Below are 16,489 nucleotides of genomic sequence, written 5' to 3'. Positions count from 1 at the left end.
TAGCCGAGCCCGCGAGGAGCTGCAATGCCCAAGCCGTCCTTCCAATCCCGCAGATTCCCCTCCCGGAAATTACCGGTATTCAGCCGCTCCACGTATCCGGAGTATCTCCGCATTGCCGCCATTCTCCGGACGGAGACAGTCGGCGGCGCACTCCTGCTTGCCGCGACGACTGCAGCGCTGATCTGGGCTAACTCCCCCGCCGCGGACGCCTACTTTGGATTGCGTGACTTCAAGCTGGGCTACGAGCCCTGGCACCTGCAGCTGAGCCTGGGGCACTGGGCGTCAGACGGACTGCTGGCACTGTTCTTCTTCATTGCAGGCCTGGAACTCAAGCGCGAGTTTGTTTCCGGTGACCTGCGCCGACCGTCCCGGGCCGTTGTCCCCGTGGCCGCGGCAGCCGGTGGCGTTGCCGCCCCCGCCATCATTTACGCCGCCATTGTCTGGAACGCGGGTGCCGAGGCGCTGCGCGGGTGGGCCATCCCCACCGCTACCGACATTGCGTTCGCCCTGGCAGTGCTGGCTGTCATCAACACCCACCTGCCATCGGCGCTGCGAACGTTCCTGCTCACCCTCGCCGTGGTGGACGACCTGATCGCCATCGGCATCATCGCGTTCTTCTACTCCTCCGGGCTCCAGCCGGCCCTGCTGCTCGCTGCGCTTGTCCCGCTGGCCCTCTTCGCCTGGCTGGTGCAGAAACGGGTCAGCCGCTGGTACCTGCTGGTGCCGCTGGCCGTTGCCACATGGGGCCTGGTGCACGCATCCGGCATCCACGCCACAGTTGCGGGCGTCCTGCTCGGCTTCACCGTGCCGGTGGCCGCCTCGCGGCGGGAAACCCAGCAGGGCAGCACGACTGCGGGCAGCACCACCGACGTTGGCGGCACGGGCATGGCTGCACGCCTGGAACACTTGCTCCGTCCACTGTCAGCGGGCTTCGCGGTCCCTGTCTTCGCATTCTTCTCGGCGGGAGTTGCGCTCGGCGGCACCACGGGACTGACGTCAGCCCTTTCCGACCCTGTGGCCGTGGGCATCGTGACAGCACTGATCGCGGGCAAGGCGCTAGGCGTCTTCGGGGCAACATTCCTGGTCACGAAAACCACCCGCGCGCAGCTCGACGACGGGCTGAAGTGGGTCGACGTCGCCGGGCTGTCCCTCTTGGCAGGGGTGGGCTTCACGGTCTCGCTGCTGATCGCCGAACTTAGTTTCGGCTCCGGCTCAGCCCGGGACGACCACGCCAAGGTGGCCATCCTCGCCGGTTCGCTGACCGCCGCGGCGTTGGCCGCCGTCGTTCTTAGGGCCCGCAACAGGCACTACCGCCGCCTTGAGGCGGAGGAGACCCGGGACGACGACGGCGACGGCGTGCCGGATGTCTTCGAACGGTCCGAACAGGACGGCTAAGAGGTTCGGTCAGGCTGCCTGGTTCAGGGCGTCCTCGGCCGCAACCCAGGAGATCATGGCGCATTTCACCCTCGCGGCGTAGCGGGCCACGCCTTCAAAGGCAGCTGCGTCGCCAAGGATTTCCGGGTCGGCCGGAATCTTTCCGCGGGACCGCAGGACGTCGCGGAAGTTCCCGATCACCGAGCGGAGTTCGTCCACGGTCATGCCCTCGGCCATCTCGCTCAGCACGGAGGCTGATGCCATGGAGATCGAGCAGCCGGCCCCGTCCCACGCCAGCTGGGTCACCGTGCCGTGGTCCACGGCCACGCGCAAGGTGACCTCGTCGCCGCAGACGGGATTGAGCTGGTGTGATTGGCCGGTGGACGCGCCGTCCGGGGCAGCGGTGGCGGCCAATCCGCTGCCATGCCGGGCCTTGGAGTGGTCCAGGATGATCTGCTGGTAAAGCTGGTCGAGGCTCATGCTCAGGTACCTGTCGTCGGGGATCGGGACTAGTCTTTTGGGGCTAGGCCCGGAAGTAAGCGCGGACTCCGGACACTGCTTCCAGGAATTCGTCCACGTCGTCGGTGGTGTTGTACAAGTAGGCGCTGGCCCGTGTGGTGGCTGTCAGGCCCAGGCGCCGGTGCAGCGGCTGCGCGCAATGGTGGCCCACACGGACCGCGATGCCCCGCGCGTCAAGGAACTGGCCGACGTCGTGCGCGTGGACACCGGCAACGTCAAAGGCCGCCAGGCCGATGCGGTCCTGGCCGGCGGCCGGACCCAGCACGCGGACGCCGTCGATCGCTTCCAGGCCCGCCACCATCCGCTGGCCGAGCTCGGACTCCCAGCGGTGTACCCGGTCGATGCCGGTTTCGGTCAGGTAGTTGACCGCGGCGGCAAGGGCCACCGCCTGCGAAATTTTCTGGGTGCCGGCTTCGAACCGCTGCGGCGCGGGGAGGTACTCGGCACGTTCCATGGTCACGGTGGTGATCATGGAACCACCGGTCAGGACCGGCGGGAGCACGTCCAGGAGCTCCTGCTTGCCGTAAAGCACCCCGACGCCGGTTGGCCCCAGCATCTTGTGGCCGGAAAAAACGGCGAAATCGACATCCAGCTGCTTGACGTCCAGGGCAAGGTGCGGTGCGGACTGGCACGCATCCAGCACCACCAGGGCGCCTGCCCGCCGGGCAAGGGCCACAAGGTCGCTGACGGGGTTGATGGTGCCCAGCACGTTCGAGGCGTGGGTGAACGCCAGCAGTTTGGTTCGCTCGCCCACGATTTCGGCGGCCTCATCCATCCGCAGCACCCCGGCGTCGTCCAGCGGGATGTGACGCAGCGTCGCACCTGTCCGGTAAGCCAGTTCCTGCCAGGGAATCAGGTTCGCGTGGTGCTCCATTTCGGTGACCACGATTTCATCGCCGGGTCCCAGGGCCAGGTCCCGTAGCCGGGAGTCACCGCGTCCCTGGGCCGCCCACAGCGAGGCGTTCGACAGCGCATAGCTGATGACGTTCAGGCCCTCGGTGGCGTTGGAGGTCCAGACGATCTCCTCATAGGCCGCACCGACAAAGTCGGCCACGGTCTGCCGGGCGTCCTCGAACACCTCGGTGGCCTCCACGGCAAGGTGGTGGGCACCGCGGTGCACGGCCGCGTTCCGCTGCTCATAGAATTCCTGCTCGGCCTCGATCACGCTCTGCGGATTCTGCGAGGTGGCGCCGGAATCCAGGTAGATGAGGGGGCGGCCGTTGACCGTCTGGTTCAGCACGGGAAAGTCGTTGCGGATCCGCAGGACCTCGGCATTGTCCATCGCAGAAAGGGCACGCGTCAGCGTGGTCGGCGTTGATACTACGGCCAATGGGACTCCTTGGGTGCCTTGAGGTACCTCTCAATTGTCCCACAGCACGTTTGGCCTCAGCATTCGCAGCAGCATGGGCCCCAGCATGCGAAGCATGGCAGGAGCGGAGCCTGCCTGACCGGGGCACAGGCTAAGGGCGGCCCCCGTCGCTGCGGGCCGCCCTTTTCATGCCGTCGGATAATGCTTGTTCTGGACTTACTACTTGAAAGGACCGGCGACGGCTGGGGGGAGAGCCTCGGTCTCAGAAGGCTCTGACGTCGCCGGCCCCGCCTCACCCGGACCCTGGGGCCGGAAATATGGTGCGAGACCTGGAAATTCTGGTGGCAGCTTCGGAGGGGAGATCAGCCCGGCTTCCGCTGCCACTATTAGTTAATCGCGTACTGGCGCCCGCGGCACCAGTATCAGGTACTCGTTTTTCTGAGTACTCAACTACTGGTTCCCGCAGGTAGCGATGTCCGGCGCGCAAGTGCGCGGAATTTGCCCTCAGGGGGCCGGAAAAATCAGCGAGGGGCAGCGCTACTTCTTCGGAAGGGCGAGCGCGAGCTCGTCGCGCCGGCGGACGCCGAGCTTGACGTAGCTGCGGTACAGGTGCCCCTCGACGGTCCGCACGGACACCATCAGGTGCTGGGCGATCTCGCGGTCCGAGAGGCCCTGCACCGCCAGCTCCACGATGTCCCGCTCGCGGCGGGTCAGGTGGACGCTGGGGACGGAGGCGACAAATGGGCTCTCCCGGAACCGCTCGCCGAGCTCCTGGTCGCATTTTTCCCGGTGCGCGATTGCCTGGCGGGCGCGGCGCCGCTCCCCCGCGGCATCCAGCAGCGCGCCGGCCCGGGCGTATGCCTCGCGGGCCAGGTTCAGCAGGCCCGCTTCCTCCATGGCGGCGGCGGTGTCCGTGAGGACGTCGGCGTCCTCCGAGGCCCAGGCCTGGGCCAGCTGCCGCCAGCCGGCGGCCCACCTGCCCTCGACGGTGGCGGCGACCGCGGCGAGCTCCTCCGTCAGCGACCGCTCGCCAAGATCGGAGCAAAGGATGAGGCACTCCATCCTGGTTCCGGGATGGTCCGTAACGGACTCGGACGCCGCGAGCTCACGGAGCCGGTCAAGGCCGCTGCCCTTCCGGTCGAGGTGTTCAGCCGCGGCGGCGGCGTAGGCCTCCGCGACGGCGTCGCAGCCGGGTCCGCTGGCATGCCTGGCCGAAATGAAGTCCTGTTCGAGCCGCTTCGCCTGGGCGGCATCGCCCAGGCGTGCTGCGGCGTAGAAGGCAAGCGACGAACCGAACCTGAACTCCTGCAGCGGGTCGTTGACCCGGAGCGCCTCAACGGCAGGAAGGAGGACCTGGTAGGCGCGCTCCAGCTGCCCCTGCCGCAGCAGCCCCAGGCCGCGCAGTGCCTGGATACCGCCGCCGAAGGTCGAAGCACCCTCCGTCCGCTCCGCCGGATAACCGGACAGCTCATGTTCGGCCGACTCCCAGTTGCCGGCAGCGAGAGTGCTGATCGCCAGCCGGGTCAGAACAAACTCGTTGAAGAAATACAAGCCGCCGCTGAGCGCGGGCAGGAAAGGGCCGGCGGCCGCCGCGGCGGCGTGGGCCTGGTGTGACTTGCCGGCGGCGACCAGCGTCTGCGCAAGAAGGGCCTGCGCCACGGCGTGCTGTGTCGCCTCGACGCCCGACGCCGTGTCGGGATCTGTGGTCCCCAGAGCCGTGATGACAGCGGTAATGCCTTCGTGATCCCCGGCGGCCGCCATCTCCAGCAGCCGGTGGATCCTGTCCTGCCAGGCATCGTCCGGGGCGATCCCGGCCGCCTCCAGCTGCTGGCGCGACTCAGCCCTGAGCGACGGCACGGACTTGCCCAGCGCCATGTGGGATGACGCCCTGAGCATGAGGACCTGCGGAGCTTCCGGATCCTCCGCCAGATCGAGCCAGCAGCCGTCAAGGAGTTCGGCAGCCTCGCGGTATTTGCCTTCATTGAAGTGGGCCCGCGCGGTGATTGAGAGCGCATGGGCCTGCAGCTCCGGTGCCCGCACGTGACCCGCCATGAGCCGGGCGCCGGCGTTGTTGAACGTTGTCGCGGCCAGCAGCCCCGCGTCCAGCAGGTCCCGGTCGGGCACCTCCAGGCCGCATTCCAGCGACCATTCGACGAGCCGCAGCCTGCCTTCCGCACTTGCGGCCGCGGGATCCAGATAGGCATCGAGCTTCTGCCGCAGCTGCAGGCTCCGCGAGACGGACACCTGGCGCCGCGTTGATTCGCCCAGGATGGCATGGGTGAGCCGCAGCTCGGTATGCATCGCTGCGGATTCGCTCACCACCTGGTTGTCCAGCAGGGAACGCACGACGCCGGCGCCGCAGACGTCCTCGATCAGGCCCCTGGGCACCGGCTCGGCCAAGGCGATCAGCTTGAGCGCATCCTGCTCCTCCGGCGTTCTGCGGAGGAGATCCTTCACGACGAGATCCGACAGCCTGGGTCCGTTGGCCGGCAACGGTCCGAGCAACACCCAGATTCCGTTCCGCTGGACCAGGGTTCCGGCGGCTGTTGCATCACCCAGCAGGCAGTCGAGGAGCAGCGGGTTGCCGCCCGAAGCAGACCACAGCGACTGGACGGTGCTGACGGGAACCGTGCCCTGGAGGGTGTGTTCCACGACCTCCCTGACCTGCTCGCCATTGAGCGGCCGGAGATCGATGCGTTCGGCGAGGCCGTCATACCAGAGCTGGTTCAGGGCCTGGGGCAGCCCCGGCCGCGGCCGCCCGGCTGCCAGCACGGTCGCCCAGCCGGCCGAGGTCATGTCCACCACCATGCTGGCCGTGGCGTCATCAAGGTGGTGGGCGTCGTCCACTACCAGGAGCACGGGGGCGTCGGCGCCGCCGTTGAGGGCGCTGATTCCCTTCAGCTCCTGGAAGTGGGCCCAGACGGCCCGTAGCACCGCTACCGGGGAGTCGGCTTCCTCGGGGGCGAGGCCGGAGGTGTAGGGTGCCAGCACACCGTAGGGGACCTTCGCCAGTGAGGAGCTGCCGTGGATGCGGAGCACGGTCATCTCCGCCGCCAATTTCTCCCGCACCGCGTCAGTCACGGATGTCTTTCCGACGCCGGGGCCGGCCATCAGGTAGACCGCCTGGCTGGCCCGGCTGCGGATCACGGTGCAGACATGCTCTATTGCCTCACGGCGGCCGGTCAGCTGCCGAAGTTCGGTTTCCGGTTTGGCGGCGCGGCCATTGGACGCGACGCCGTGGGACGAAGAGTTGGACGAAGCGCTGTGTGCTGAGGAGCTGTTAAACGAGGCCAGGCAGATCACCCCTGGATGTCACGCCGAGCTTGGTGAAGACCTGATAGAGGTGGCCCTCCACCGTTCGGACTGATACGCCCATCTCCAGGGCGATGTCCCGGTTGGAGACACCCCTTCCGGCCAGCCGGGAGATCTGGCGTTCCCGCGCGGTAAGGAGCGGGCTTCCGCTGCTGGGAACGATCGGGAGGCTGGGCACCGTGGCGGTGAGGGTGTCCAGACGGGCCTGGGCAACACGGGCGGAAGCGGAATCACCGGAGTGGCGGGCAAAGTCGACGGCCAGCGCAACGCACCGGGCCTCGACGGCGTCGAGTTCCAGTTCCGCGCACAAGTGGGCGCCTTCCAAAAGAACCTTGGCGTCCTTGGTGCGGGTGCCCACGGCGATGAGGCGTGAAATCTCGGCGAGGGTCCCCTGGCGGTGGCCCGCCACCTCCTCCATCAGGCGGAAGTCCTCATCGGTCCCGTTCACGGTCGCTCCGAGCAGGCTGATGCCCGCCAGCGTGTACCGGCCGGCATCGATATCGCGGTGTGCTGCCTCGAGCAGGCGCTTCACGGCTTCGGTGTCCCCCAGCCAACGTCCGGCCATGTCTGCGCAGAACTCGGTGACGAACACTGTGCCGAAGTTGCAGTGCCCGCGTACCCCGCGGAGCTTGTCGAGGTACTTGTGCGCCTGCCCGGCGTTGCCGATCTGGGCGTAGGCGAAGGCCGTGGCGGCGTAAGCTGCCTGCAGCATGTTCAACACGGGGCGGAGCTCAAGCTGGGCGACGGCGGACAGCAGCGAATCGAGGGCCACTGCGCCACGGCCGGAGAATACGTAAGCGATGCCGGCGGCCAGTTCGGTGGCAGACGTCCGGTAGGCCAGCCGGCGCTCCTCCTGCCCCTTGGGCGGGCCAACGAGTTCCAGGCACCGCTTCCACTGGCCGGCCTGCAGCAGCACGTTGAACGCCGTCATCGCGAACCGCTCCCGCAGTCCGGTCAGCGGCTCTGCGTCCGAGAGCTGCCCTCCCACGCGCCGCATCAGTTGGAGGGCGTCCATTTCCCGGCCCACCGCCGACAAGGCTTGCATCAGGATCAGCGCCGCTTGGATCCTCAGTCCCGCATCCTTGTTGATCGCTGCGTCGGTGGCCTCCTCCAGCTCCCCAATCATGGAGGCGTAGTCCCCGGTGAACGATTTGTATTCGAATTCGGCGAGGGTGATGACGTTGGCTGCCGTGCCAAGCGGATCGGGCCAGCTCGACGCCACACCACTGGCAACGTTCAGCCGCTTGCGGGCAGCTGCCAGCTCGTCCGGCACCTTGTCGCACAGCTCCGGCAGCCAGACCATGACCCGGATCTTGGCTGCCACCACGCGGGCAAAGGCCTGCTCGTCGAGCGCGTCCAGCTGTACCCGGGAAATATCCTCCAAAGCGGCCATGGCCTGCAGCGGCAGGTCAAGCAGCAAGTAGGCGGTTGCCTTGTACAGCTGAGCTTCCACCCAGACGGAGTCGGTCTTCTTGATGCCTTCAACGCAGGAGATCGCGAACCGCGGGTCAAAGAGCTGCACCGCCGCCTCCGCCGCCGCCACCGCCATGGCAGGGCTGAGTTCGGCCTGGCATTCCCTGGTCCAGGCGGCGAACTCTATCCGCTCCTCCATGCTCAGCGCGGACAACTCGGGCTCGTGGCTGCCCAGCAACAGGGTCCGGAGCTCACGACGACGGGAGATGCTCAGCCAGGAGCGCACCACGTCGCCAAGGTACTGCTCGCGCAGGGAGACCCAGCGGTCCCCCGTGGCGCCGACCGTGAGCAGCCCGGCGTCCTCCATGTCGGCCACGGTGGCGGTGCCGTAAACTTCGGTCAGCCTTGCCAGAGGGACACGCCGCGCACAGGCAAGCATCTCGATGACCTCGCGGGTTTCCGGTTCTTCCCGGGACCAGCGGGACCGGACGATGTCATCCAGCCCGGTGGCGCCGTCGAGCACCACCCTGTCGCGCAGGGTCCAGACGGAATCCGACAGGACGAGGTTTCCCGACTGCCGCTGCTCGGTGACGAGCGCCTTGAGCAGGAGCGGATTGCCGCCCACGATGGCGTGGTACGTGCTCACGAGCGAGGCCGAGACCCGGTGGCCCAGCAGCGTCAGCAGCACCTGCCGGGTCTGCAGTTCGTTGAGGTTCTCCAGCCGGACTTCGGTCAGGCGCCGGTCGGTGAGCAGCCAGTGGAAGTCCGCCGGAAGGTCGCTGGTGCTGGGGGCGATGGCAATGACGCGCGCGGTGTGCGTCAGCATGATGTTCAGGATGACGCCGGCACTCATGTCATCGATCTGGCCCGTTGTGTCCAGGGTGATGACGCAGTCCCGGCCGGCGGCGTCGGACCGGATCAGGGAGGTGATGCCCTGGAGGATGGCGGTCGGGGAAGCCAGCGCCGACTGCGGAAGCCTGGCCAGGAGGAAGGCGAGGCAGCCGTACGAGGTTTGTGAGCCGGTCAGGGGGCTGCGCAGCTGAAGCGCCCAGGCGTCGGGACCCAGCTCGGCCACGGCGGTGCGCGCGAGCGAGGACTTCCCCACACCGCGGGCACCGGTGATAACAACGCCCAGGGACTCGGGATCTGTCAGGGCAGTGCGGATGGCTTCAAGGTCTGCGCTGCGCGCCGGGACCGACCATCGTTGGAGGTCCGTCCCGCCCGCGACGCCCGCCGGTCCGGCAAGCACGCCCGCCGTAGACCCACGTCCCCAGCTCAGTGGCTCAATTGACATGAACTTTTCCTTACATCCCGCCCGGCAGGATAAAGGCTCCATCGCCTCCCCCGCTTAGAAAGTAGACTACCCCGTTACTTTGCGGGGATACAGGGCACTGCGTTCACATTTCGCAGACCTTGATGCGACCTTGAGGGTTCGTGCGGTGCAGAGGAAAAACCGAGGGAGAGGGCGCTAGACCTTGGCGGAGTGGAACTGCTGCTGCGCGGCCATCAGGCCCTCCCTGACCAGGAGCTCGACGGCGTCAGCGGCATCATCGAGCAGGAAGGGCAGTTCCTTCTTCTCCGCGGTGCCGAAATCCCGAAGTACATAGTCGGCAGTGTCCATCCGGCCCGGCGGCCGGCCGACTCCCACCCGGACGCGGAGGTAGTCCTTGGTGGCGAGTGCCCTGGAGATGTCCCGGAGACCGTTGTGCCCTCCCTCGCCGCCGCCGATCTTCAGCTTTACAGTATTAAAGGGGATGTCGATCTCGTCATGGACGGCCACCACCCGGGACGGCTCGACGTCGTAAAACCTGGCAAGCGCGGACACCGGGCCGCCGGAAACGTTCATGTACGTGCCAGGCTTCGCCAGCACCACCTGGGGACCGCCGATACCCAGCCGGCCTTCCAGGACGAGGGCCCTGGCCTTGTGCGCCTTGAACTTTCCGCCGATGCGACCGGCCAGCCCGTCAAGCACCATCTGGCCGACGTTGTGCCGGTTGCCGCTGTATTCGGGTCCGGGGTTGCCGAGGCCTACGATCAGCCAGGTGTCAGTCATGAATCAATCCTAAGGCGGGGGTTTTGCCTGCGCGCGGGGCAGGCAGGGACGGCAGTGGCCGGGCCCGAAAGGACCCGGCCACCGGTGCGCGCCCTGTGTGGCGCGGGAAGGTTGTGCCCGAATTACTCGGCAGCAGCTGCTTCGGCCGGTGCCGCTTCTGCGGCGGCTTCCTCGGCTTCGCCCTCTTCGGCCGTTGCTGCGGCCTCGGAGATGTTGACGACCAGCGCCTCGGGGTCGGTCAGCAGGACGGAGCCCGTGGGCAGCACGAGGTCGGAGGCGTGGATGTGCTCGCCGGCGGCGCGGCCCTCGATGTTCACCTCGACGGACTCGGGCAGGTGCGTTGCTTCTGCCTCGAGGGAGATGACGGTGAGTTCCAGGTTGTGAGCGGTACCCGGAGCGGTTTCGCCAACTACGTGCACGGCTACGTCCACGGTGACCTTCTCGCCCTGGCGGACGGTCAGGAGGTCGATGTGCTCGATGATCTGCTTGATCGGGTCGCGCTGGATGTCCTTGACCAGGGCCAGGTGGCCTTCGCCGTTGAGGTCGAGGGACAGCAGGGCATTCGCAGTGCGCACGGCGAGGGTGGTGGCCTTGGCGGGGAGGGTGATGTGGATGGGCTCTGCGCCGTGGCCGTAGATCACGGCGGGGATCTGACCGGCCATGCGGGCGCGGCGGGCGAAGCCCTTGCCGAATTCGGTGCGGGCTTCTGCTGCGAGCTTCTGCTCAGACATGTGAATCTCCTGGTAGCAATTAGTGTTTCAGCAAGGGCGGAGGTCTGGAGTGACCTTCAACGCCGGGCGGCCCGAAGGCGGCCCCACCAGAAGGGTGATTCAGACCCAGTCGATAACGGAGACCAGCAACCTGTGTTCCGTGCATACGGATTTCCGGTGCTCTCCCTCGCCAAGGTATCGGGGAAAAGCTTACCAGCGCCCGGCCCGTTTACTGAAAACGAGCCGAGCGCCGCTGGTTCCCCACCAGCTCCCTGAGCTCGCAAGCTCACTCAGGGAACCCTGCTGGCGGGGGCCCAACGCCGTTAGGCGTTGCCGTCGAACAGGCTGGTGACCGAACCGTCGTCGAACACTTCCCGGATGGCCCGGGCGATGAGCGGCGCGATGGACAGGACGGTGAGCTCGGGGAAACGCTTGTCGGCGGGGATGGGCAGTGTGTTGGTGACCACCACTTCGCGGGCACCGGACTCAGAGAGGCGCCGGGCGGCGGGCTCGGAGAACACCGCGTGGGTGGCCGCGATGATGACGTCCTTGGCGCCGGCGTTCTTGAGCACCTGCACGGCGCCGGAGATGGTTCCGCCGGTGTCGATCATGTCGTCGATCAGCACGCAGGTGCGGCCCTCGATCTGGCCCACCACTGTCTTGGACACGGCCTGGTTGGGCACGGTCAGGTCGCGGCTCTTGTGGACGAACGCCAGCGGAGCGCCGCCGAGGCGCTCGGCCCACTGCTCGGCCACGCGCACACGGCCGGTGTCCGGCGAGACCACGGTGATGTTGTCGGCGCTGACCCGGGTGCGGATGTAGTCCGCCAGCAGCGGGATGGCCATGAGGTGGTCCACCGGGCCGTCGAAGAAGCCCTGGATCTGCGAAGTGTGCAGGTCCACGCTCATGATGCGGTCAGCGCCGGCCGTCTTGTACATGTCGGCCACGAGGCGGGCGGAGATCGGCTCGCGCCCGCGGCCCTTCTTGTCCTGGCGTGAGTACGGGTAGAACGGCGAAACAACGGTGATCCGCTTGGCCGAGGCACGCTTCAGCGAATCAATCATGATCAGCTGTTCCATGAGCCAGTTGTTCAGCGGCGCGGGGTGCGCCTGGATGACGAAGGCATCGGTTCCGCGGACGCTCTCCCCGGCGCGGACGTAGATCTCGCCGTTGGCGAAGTCGTAGGCGTCCACAGGCAGCAGTTCCGTGCCCAGCTCCTTGGCGATCTCCCGGGCAAGCTCCGGGTGTGCACGCCCTGCGGCGAGCACCAGTTTCTTCTCGCCGTGAGCCGTAATTTCGGTCATGGTTGCTAGCCCTCTTCTGTAGATGCGGGGGAATTTGAGGTCTCAGTGCGGCCTTCGCGGGCCGCGGCGGCTTCTGCCAGTTCCGCGGAGAGCGAGCCGGGGCGGTTGGCCGCGACCCAGCCCTCGGCGTTGCGCTGTGCTGCCATGGACAGCGCCAGGGCGCCGGCGGGCACGTCCTTGCGGATCACGGCTCCGGCGCCGCTGTAGGCACCGTCCCCCACCGTGACCGGAGCGACGAATACTGTGTTGGAGCCGGTGCGCACGCCCGAGCCGATCACCGTGCGGTGCTTCTTCTCGCCGTCGTAGTTCGCGGTGATGTTGCCGCAGCCGATGTTGGTGTCCTCGCCGATCTCGGCGTCCCCGGCGTAGCCCAGGTGGGACAGCTTGGAGCCGCGGCCGATCCTGACGTTCTTGGTTTCGTAGAAGGCGCCGATCTTGCCTGTCTCGCCCAGGACCGTTCCGGGACGCAGGTAGGTGAAGGGGCCAACGCTGGCCCCGGCACCGATCTCCGCGCCGGAACCGTGGGTCCGGGTCACCTTGGCACCCTCGCCGATGCTGACATCCGTCAGTGTGGAGTCGGGGCCGACGACGGCGTCCCGCGCCACCGTGGTGGCGCCGTGCAGCTGGGTGTTGGGCAGGATCCGGACGTCCTCCGCCAGGGTAACCGTGGAGTCGATCCAGGTGGTGGCGGGATCGACGACGGTAACACCGGCGCGCATCCAGGCTTCCACGATCCGGCGGTTGTGCTCGGCGCCGAGGGCGGCCAGCTGGACGCGGTCGTTGGCGCCTTCGACCTGCCAGCGGTCGGCGGTGACGACGGCGGCCACGCGGCCGCCTGCCTCGCGGGCAAGCCCGAGAACATCGGTCAGGTACTTTTCGCCCTGTGAGTTATCGGTGGTGACGTGGCCGAGGGCGTCGCGGAGGACAGCGGCGTTAAAGGCGTAGATGCCGGAGTTGATCTCGCGGATCGCACGTTCGGCGTCGGTTGCGTCCTTGTGCTCGCGGATGCCGGTTACGGTGCCGTCTTCGCCGCGGAGAATGCGGCCGTAGCCGGTGGCGTCGTCCAGGATCGCGGTGAGCACGGTGACCGCGTTGCCGTCGCGCTGGTGAGTGGAGACGAGTTCGGCAAGCATTTCACCGGTGAGCAGCGGGACATCGCCGTAGGTGACTACGACGGTTCCGGCTAAAGGCTCCTTGGCGTCCAAGGCTTCGAGGGCAACTTCGACGGCGCGTCCGGTGCCGGGAACCTCGTCCTGGTCCACGATTAGGGCGTCAGGATCGAGTTCGGTGAGGTGGGCAGCGACGCGGTCGCGCTCGTGCCGGACCACCAGGGCCAGGCGTTCTGGGCTGATGCTGCGGGCGGCGAGCAGGGCGTGGCCCACCATGGAACGGCCGCCGATTTCGTGGAGGATCTTGGGGGTACGGGATTTCATCCGGGTACCGGCGCCTGCAGCTAGGACGATAACGGCGGCTGGGCCGGACTTGTCGGGGCTCACGTACGGGCTCTCCTTGCTCGGTTGCGCTTACTGCATCCGCGGCTGCCTGCGCGGCGGTGTCCGGGCCTGTGCCCGGAACCGGCAACAGGGTTCATCCTACTGGACACCTCTGATGCAGCTGTTCCGCCCATAGGATTCGAACCTATACTCCACGGCTCCAAAGGCCGGGGTGCTGCCATTACACCAGAGCGGACCGCGCCCCGGCGCTTAGCCCGGGCACGAGAACCAATTCTGCCACGAACGTTGACGCTCGTGCGACCTCGGCGCTGCGGGTGCCCCGGCGCCGGTCGGGCCAGCGCGCCGGGACCCGCCGCCACCCCTGCCCGCCGCTTGACGTAGGGCATGATTGGACGGTGAGCAACAGCACAGGGACAACTGACGGTCCGGGGAACCTGCCAGCAAGGCCCGACGCCGCCGCGGGGCGCATCCCCCGGTCGCGGATGACAGGACCGCAGCGGCGGTCCCAGCTCATCGAAGTGGGACGGGCCCTTTTCGCGGTGCGGGGGCTGGACGGCACCACCATCGAGGAGATTGCGGCCGCGGCCGGCGTTTCCAAGCCCGTGATCTACGAGCACTTCGGCTCGAAGGAAGGCCTGTACACGCAGGTCGTCGAGTACGAGTTCCGGATCCTGCTCGCGGCCATCAACGACGCGCTCACCCAGGAAGCCAAGCCGAGGGTCCTCGTGGAGCGCGCCGCCCTGGCCCTCCTCACCTACATCGAGGAACGCACCGACGGCTTCCGCATCCTCATGCGGGACGCTCCCCCGTCCCAGCCCGAAGGCGCCTTCTCCACGCTGCTCTCCCACGTGACCGCCCGTGTTGAACACATCCTGTCCGACGAATTCGCCCGCCGCGGGTTCAGCGCAGCCGACGGCGCCATGTACGCGCAGATGCTCGTGGGCATGGTGGCGATGACGGGCCAGTGGTGGCAGGACGCCCGCCAGCCGGACAAGCGGGACGTCGCCGCGCACCTCGTCAACCTGGCCTGGAACGGCCTGACCGGCCTCAAAAAGGACCCGGAACTCCGCAGCGAGGCTTAGTCCTGCCCACCTCCGGATGGAGTTTTGTCCAGATAATGGGACTTCGAAGGCCTTTAGCTGCCCATTATCTGCACGGAAACTCGGAACCGGTTACTCGCCGAGGACTTCCAGGGCCTCGAGCCACTCGAGTTCCAGGGCTTCGCGTTCTTCGGCCAGGGTCTTCAGCTTCTTGTTCTGCTCGGCCATGGCGTCGAAGTCGTTGTCGGCCGTGCTCTTGACCATCTGGGCGTGGATCTTCTCTTCCTGCTGCGTCAGCTTGCCCAGCTGGCGGTCGATCCGGTTTTTGGCCTTGCGGGCGTCGCGCTTCTCGGCTTCCGAAGGGCCAGCCGGGCCCGCGGCGGCCGGTGCCGAACTGCCGCTGGCACCGGTGACGGGGTTGCCGCCGCCGGTGATGGTGGAGCCGGCCAGTGCGCCTTCGCGCAGTTCGAGGTATTGGTCCACGCCGCGGGGCAGGGCACGGATTTTGCCGTCGCCCAGCAAAGCCATCTGGTGGTCCGTGACGCGCTCCAGCAGGTAGCGGTCGTGGCTGACCACAACGAGCGTGCCCGGCCAGCCGTCGAGGACGTCTTCGACTGCGGCCAGGGTGTCCGTGTCGAGGTCGTTGGTGGGTTCGTCGAGCATGAGCACGTTGGGCTCGCCCACCAGGAGGCGCAGCAGCTGGAGCCGGCGGCGTTCGCCACCTGAGAGGTCCCTGACCGGGGTCCACTGCTTCTCGTTGGTGAAGCCAAGCTGTTCCACGAGCTGACCGGCGCTGAATTCCTTGCCGCCAACGTTGAAGGACCGCTTTTCGCGTTCGATCACTTCGATGACGCGCAGGTCCTTGACGTCGTCGAGCTCCTTGACCTCCTGGGTCAGTACGGCGGTGACCACCGTCTTGCCGCGCTTGACCTTGCCTGAGGTGGGCTGGATTTCGCCGTTGAGGAGCTTCAGGAGCGTGGTCTTGCCGGCGCCGTTGACGCCGACCAGCCCCAGCCGCTCCCCCGGTGCGAGGCGAAGGGTGATGTTGTCGAAGAGCTTCTGTGCTGGGTCCTGACTATCGGCACTACCCAGGAGGTCCAGGGAAACGTGCTCCAGGTCGAGCACATCCTTGCCTTGGCGGGCCGTTGCCATCTTACTGAGCGCCATCGAGTCGCGCGGCGCCGGAACGTCGGCGATCAGGGCGTTGGCTGCCTCGATGCGGAACTTGGGCTTTGCAGTGCGGGCGGGGGCGCCGCGGCGCAGCCAGGCTAGTTCCTTCTTGACGAGCTGCTGCCGTTTGCCTTCCATCACCGCGGCGGCGCGGTCACGTTCGGCCCGGGCCAGGACGTAGGCTGCGTAGCCGCCTTCGAAGGGGTCCATGATTCCGTCGTGGATTTCCCAGGTCTTGTTGCAGACTTCGTCGAGGAACCAGCGGTCGTGGGTAACCACCAGGAACGCTCCCTGATTGGCCCGCCAGCGGGTCTTCAGGTGGCGGGCCAGCCATGCGACGCCTTCGACGTCGAGGTGGTTGGTGGGCTCGTCGAGCATGATCACGTCGTGGTCTTCGATCAGCAGCTTTGCCAGGGCCACGCGCCGTTTCTGGCCGCCGGAGAGTGCGTGCACATTGGCGTGCCAGTCGACGTCGGACACCAGTCCGCCCATGATCTCGCGGATCTGCGGATTGCGGGCCCATTCGTAGTCCGCCTGGTCGCCGACGATCGCGGCGCCCACCGTCAGGTCGGCGTCGAGGACGTCGCTTTGGTCCAGGTAGCCGATGTTGACGTCCCCGCGCTTGGTGACCCGCCCGGAATCGGGGGTGGACCGCAGCGCCAGCAGCCGCATCAGCGTTGACTTGCCGTCGCCGTTCCTGCCGACCATCCCGATCCGGTCACCCTCTTCGAGTCCAAGGGTCATGCCGTCAAGAACGGTGCGGGTTGCGTACGAGACTGTGAGGTTCTCGCCGCCGAGCAGGTGTGCCACGGGGAACTGCTTTCTGGTGTG

11 protein-coding genes and 1 tRNA gene are annotated in these 16,489 nt (G+C 67.3%); 2 read left to right on the top strand and 10 right to left on the bottom strand.

Annotation, left to right across the window (positions count from 1 at the left end):
- Positions 1–24 precede the first annotated feature (24 nt).
- The gene (gene nhaA, locus DBZ45_RS14090) at positions 25–1,395 is read left to right on the top strand and encodes a Na+/H+ antiporter NhaA (protein WP_111904512.1); all 1,371 of its coding nucleotides are present in this window, start codon (positions 25–27) and stop codon (positions 1,393–1,395) included.
- Between the two features lie 9 nt (positions 1,396–1,404).
- Here nhaA and sufU read toward each other — a convergent pair whose 3' ends face one another.
- From sufU to DBZ45_RS14045, 9 genes are all read right to left on the bottom strand, one after another.
- Positions 1,405–1,854 (bottom strand): Fe-S cluster assembly sulfur transfer protein SufU, encoded by a 450-nt coding sequence (sufU, locus tag DBZ45_RS14085; protein ID WP_111904511.1) that lies wholly within the window; start codon positions 1,852–1,854, stop codon positions 1,405–1,407.
- Positions 1,855–1,897: 43 nt separating this feature from the next.
- Complete coding sequence (locus DBZ45_RS14080) at positions 1,898–3,223, bottom strand: cysteine desulfurase (protein WP_111904510.1); 1,326 nt, start codon at positions 3,221–3,223, stop codon at positions 1,898–1,900.
- A 516-nt stretch (positions 3,224–3,739) separates the two neighbouring features.
- Positions 3,740–6,505 (bottom strand): LuxR C-terminal-related transcriptional regulator, encoded by a 2,766-nt coding sequence (locus DBZ45_RS14075; RefSeq protein WP_111904509.1) that lies wholly within the window; start codon positions 6,503–6,505, stop codon positions 3,740–3,742.
- On the bottom strand, positions 6,483–9,221 hold the full coding sequence (locus tag DBZ45_RS14070; protein ID WP_111904508.1) for a helix-turn-helix transcriptional regulator: 2,739 nt from the start codon (positions 9,219–9,221) through the stop codon (positions 6,483–6,485). Before DBZ45_RS14070 ends, DBZ45_RS14075 begins: the two co-directional genes overlap by 23 nt.
- 174 nt (positions 9,222–9,395) lie before the next feature.
- On the bottom strand, positions 9,396–9,980 hold the full coding sequence (gene pth, locus DBZ45_RS14065) for an aminoacyl-tRNA hydrolase (protein WP_111904507.1): 585 nt from the start codon (positions 9,978–9,980) through the stop codon (positions 9,396–9,398).
- A 122-nt stretch (positions 9,981–10,102) separates the two neighbouring features.
- Positions 10,103–10,711: a 50S ribosomal protein L25/general stress protein Ctc gene (locus DBZ45_RS14060; RefSeq protein WP_111904506.1), complete on the bottom strand. Its 609-nt coding sequence runs from the start codon at positions 10,709–10,711 to the stop codon at positions 10,103–10,105.
- Positions 10,712–11,013: 302 nt separating this feature from the next.
- Complete coding sequence (locus DBZ45_RS14055) at positions 11,014–11,994, bottom strand: ribose-phosphate diphosphokinase (RefSeq protein ID WP_111904505.1); 981 nt, start codon at positions 11,992–11,994, stop codon at positions 11,014–11,016.
- A gap of 5 nt (positions 11,995–11,999) precedes the next feature.
- Entirely contained in the window at positions 12,000–13,490 is a 1,491-nt protein-coding gene (glmU, locus tag DBZ45_RS14050; RefSeq protein ID WP_111904504.1) for a bifunctional UDP-N-acetylglucosamine diphosphorylase/glucosamine-1-phosphate N-acetyltransferase GlmU, read from the bottom strand.
- A gap of 121 nt (positions 13,491–13,611) precedes the next feature.
- Positions 13,612–13,683: transfer RNA gene (locus DBZ45_RS14045), tRNA-Gln, on the bottom strand.
- A gap of 247 nt (positions 13,684–13,930) precedes the next feature.
- Between DBZ45_RS14045 and DBZ45_RS14040 the strand changes: the two genes are divergently transcribed.
- Positions 13,931–14,530: a TetR/AcrR family transcriptional regulator gene (locus tag DBZ45_RS14040; protein ID WP_111904503.1), complete on the top strand. Its 600-nt coding sequence runs from the start codon at positions 13,931–13,933 to the stop codon at positions 14,528–14,530.
- 90 nt (positions 14,531–14,620) lie between these two features.
- Here DBZ45_RS14040 and DBZ45_RS14035 read toward each other — a convergent pair whose 3' ends face one another.
- The gene (locus DBZ45_RS14035; protein WP_111904502.1) at positions 14,621–16,468 is read right to left on the bottom strand and encodes an ABC-F family ATP-binding cassette domain-containing protein; all 1,848 of its coding nucleotides are present in this window, start codon (positions 16,466–16,468) and stop codon (positions 14,621–14,623) included.
- Positions 16,469–16,489: the final 21 nt, after the last annotated feature.

It is taken from the genome of Arthrobacter globiformis (genome assembly GCF_003261175.1).
GTDB classification, from domain to species: domain Bacteria; phylum Actinomycetota; class Actinomycetes; order Actinomycetales; family Micrococcaceae; genus Arthrobacter; species Arthrobacter globiformis_A.
The sequence above is the reverse complement of the archived record's forward strand: the minus strand, read 5'-3'. Positions and strand labels throughout refer to the sequence as shown.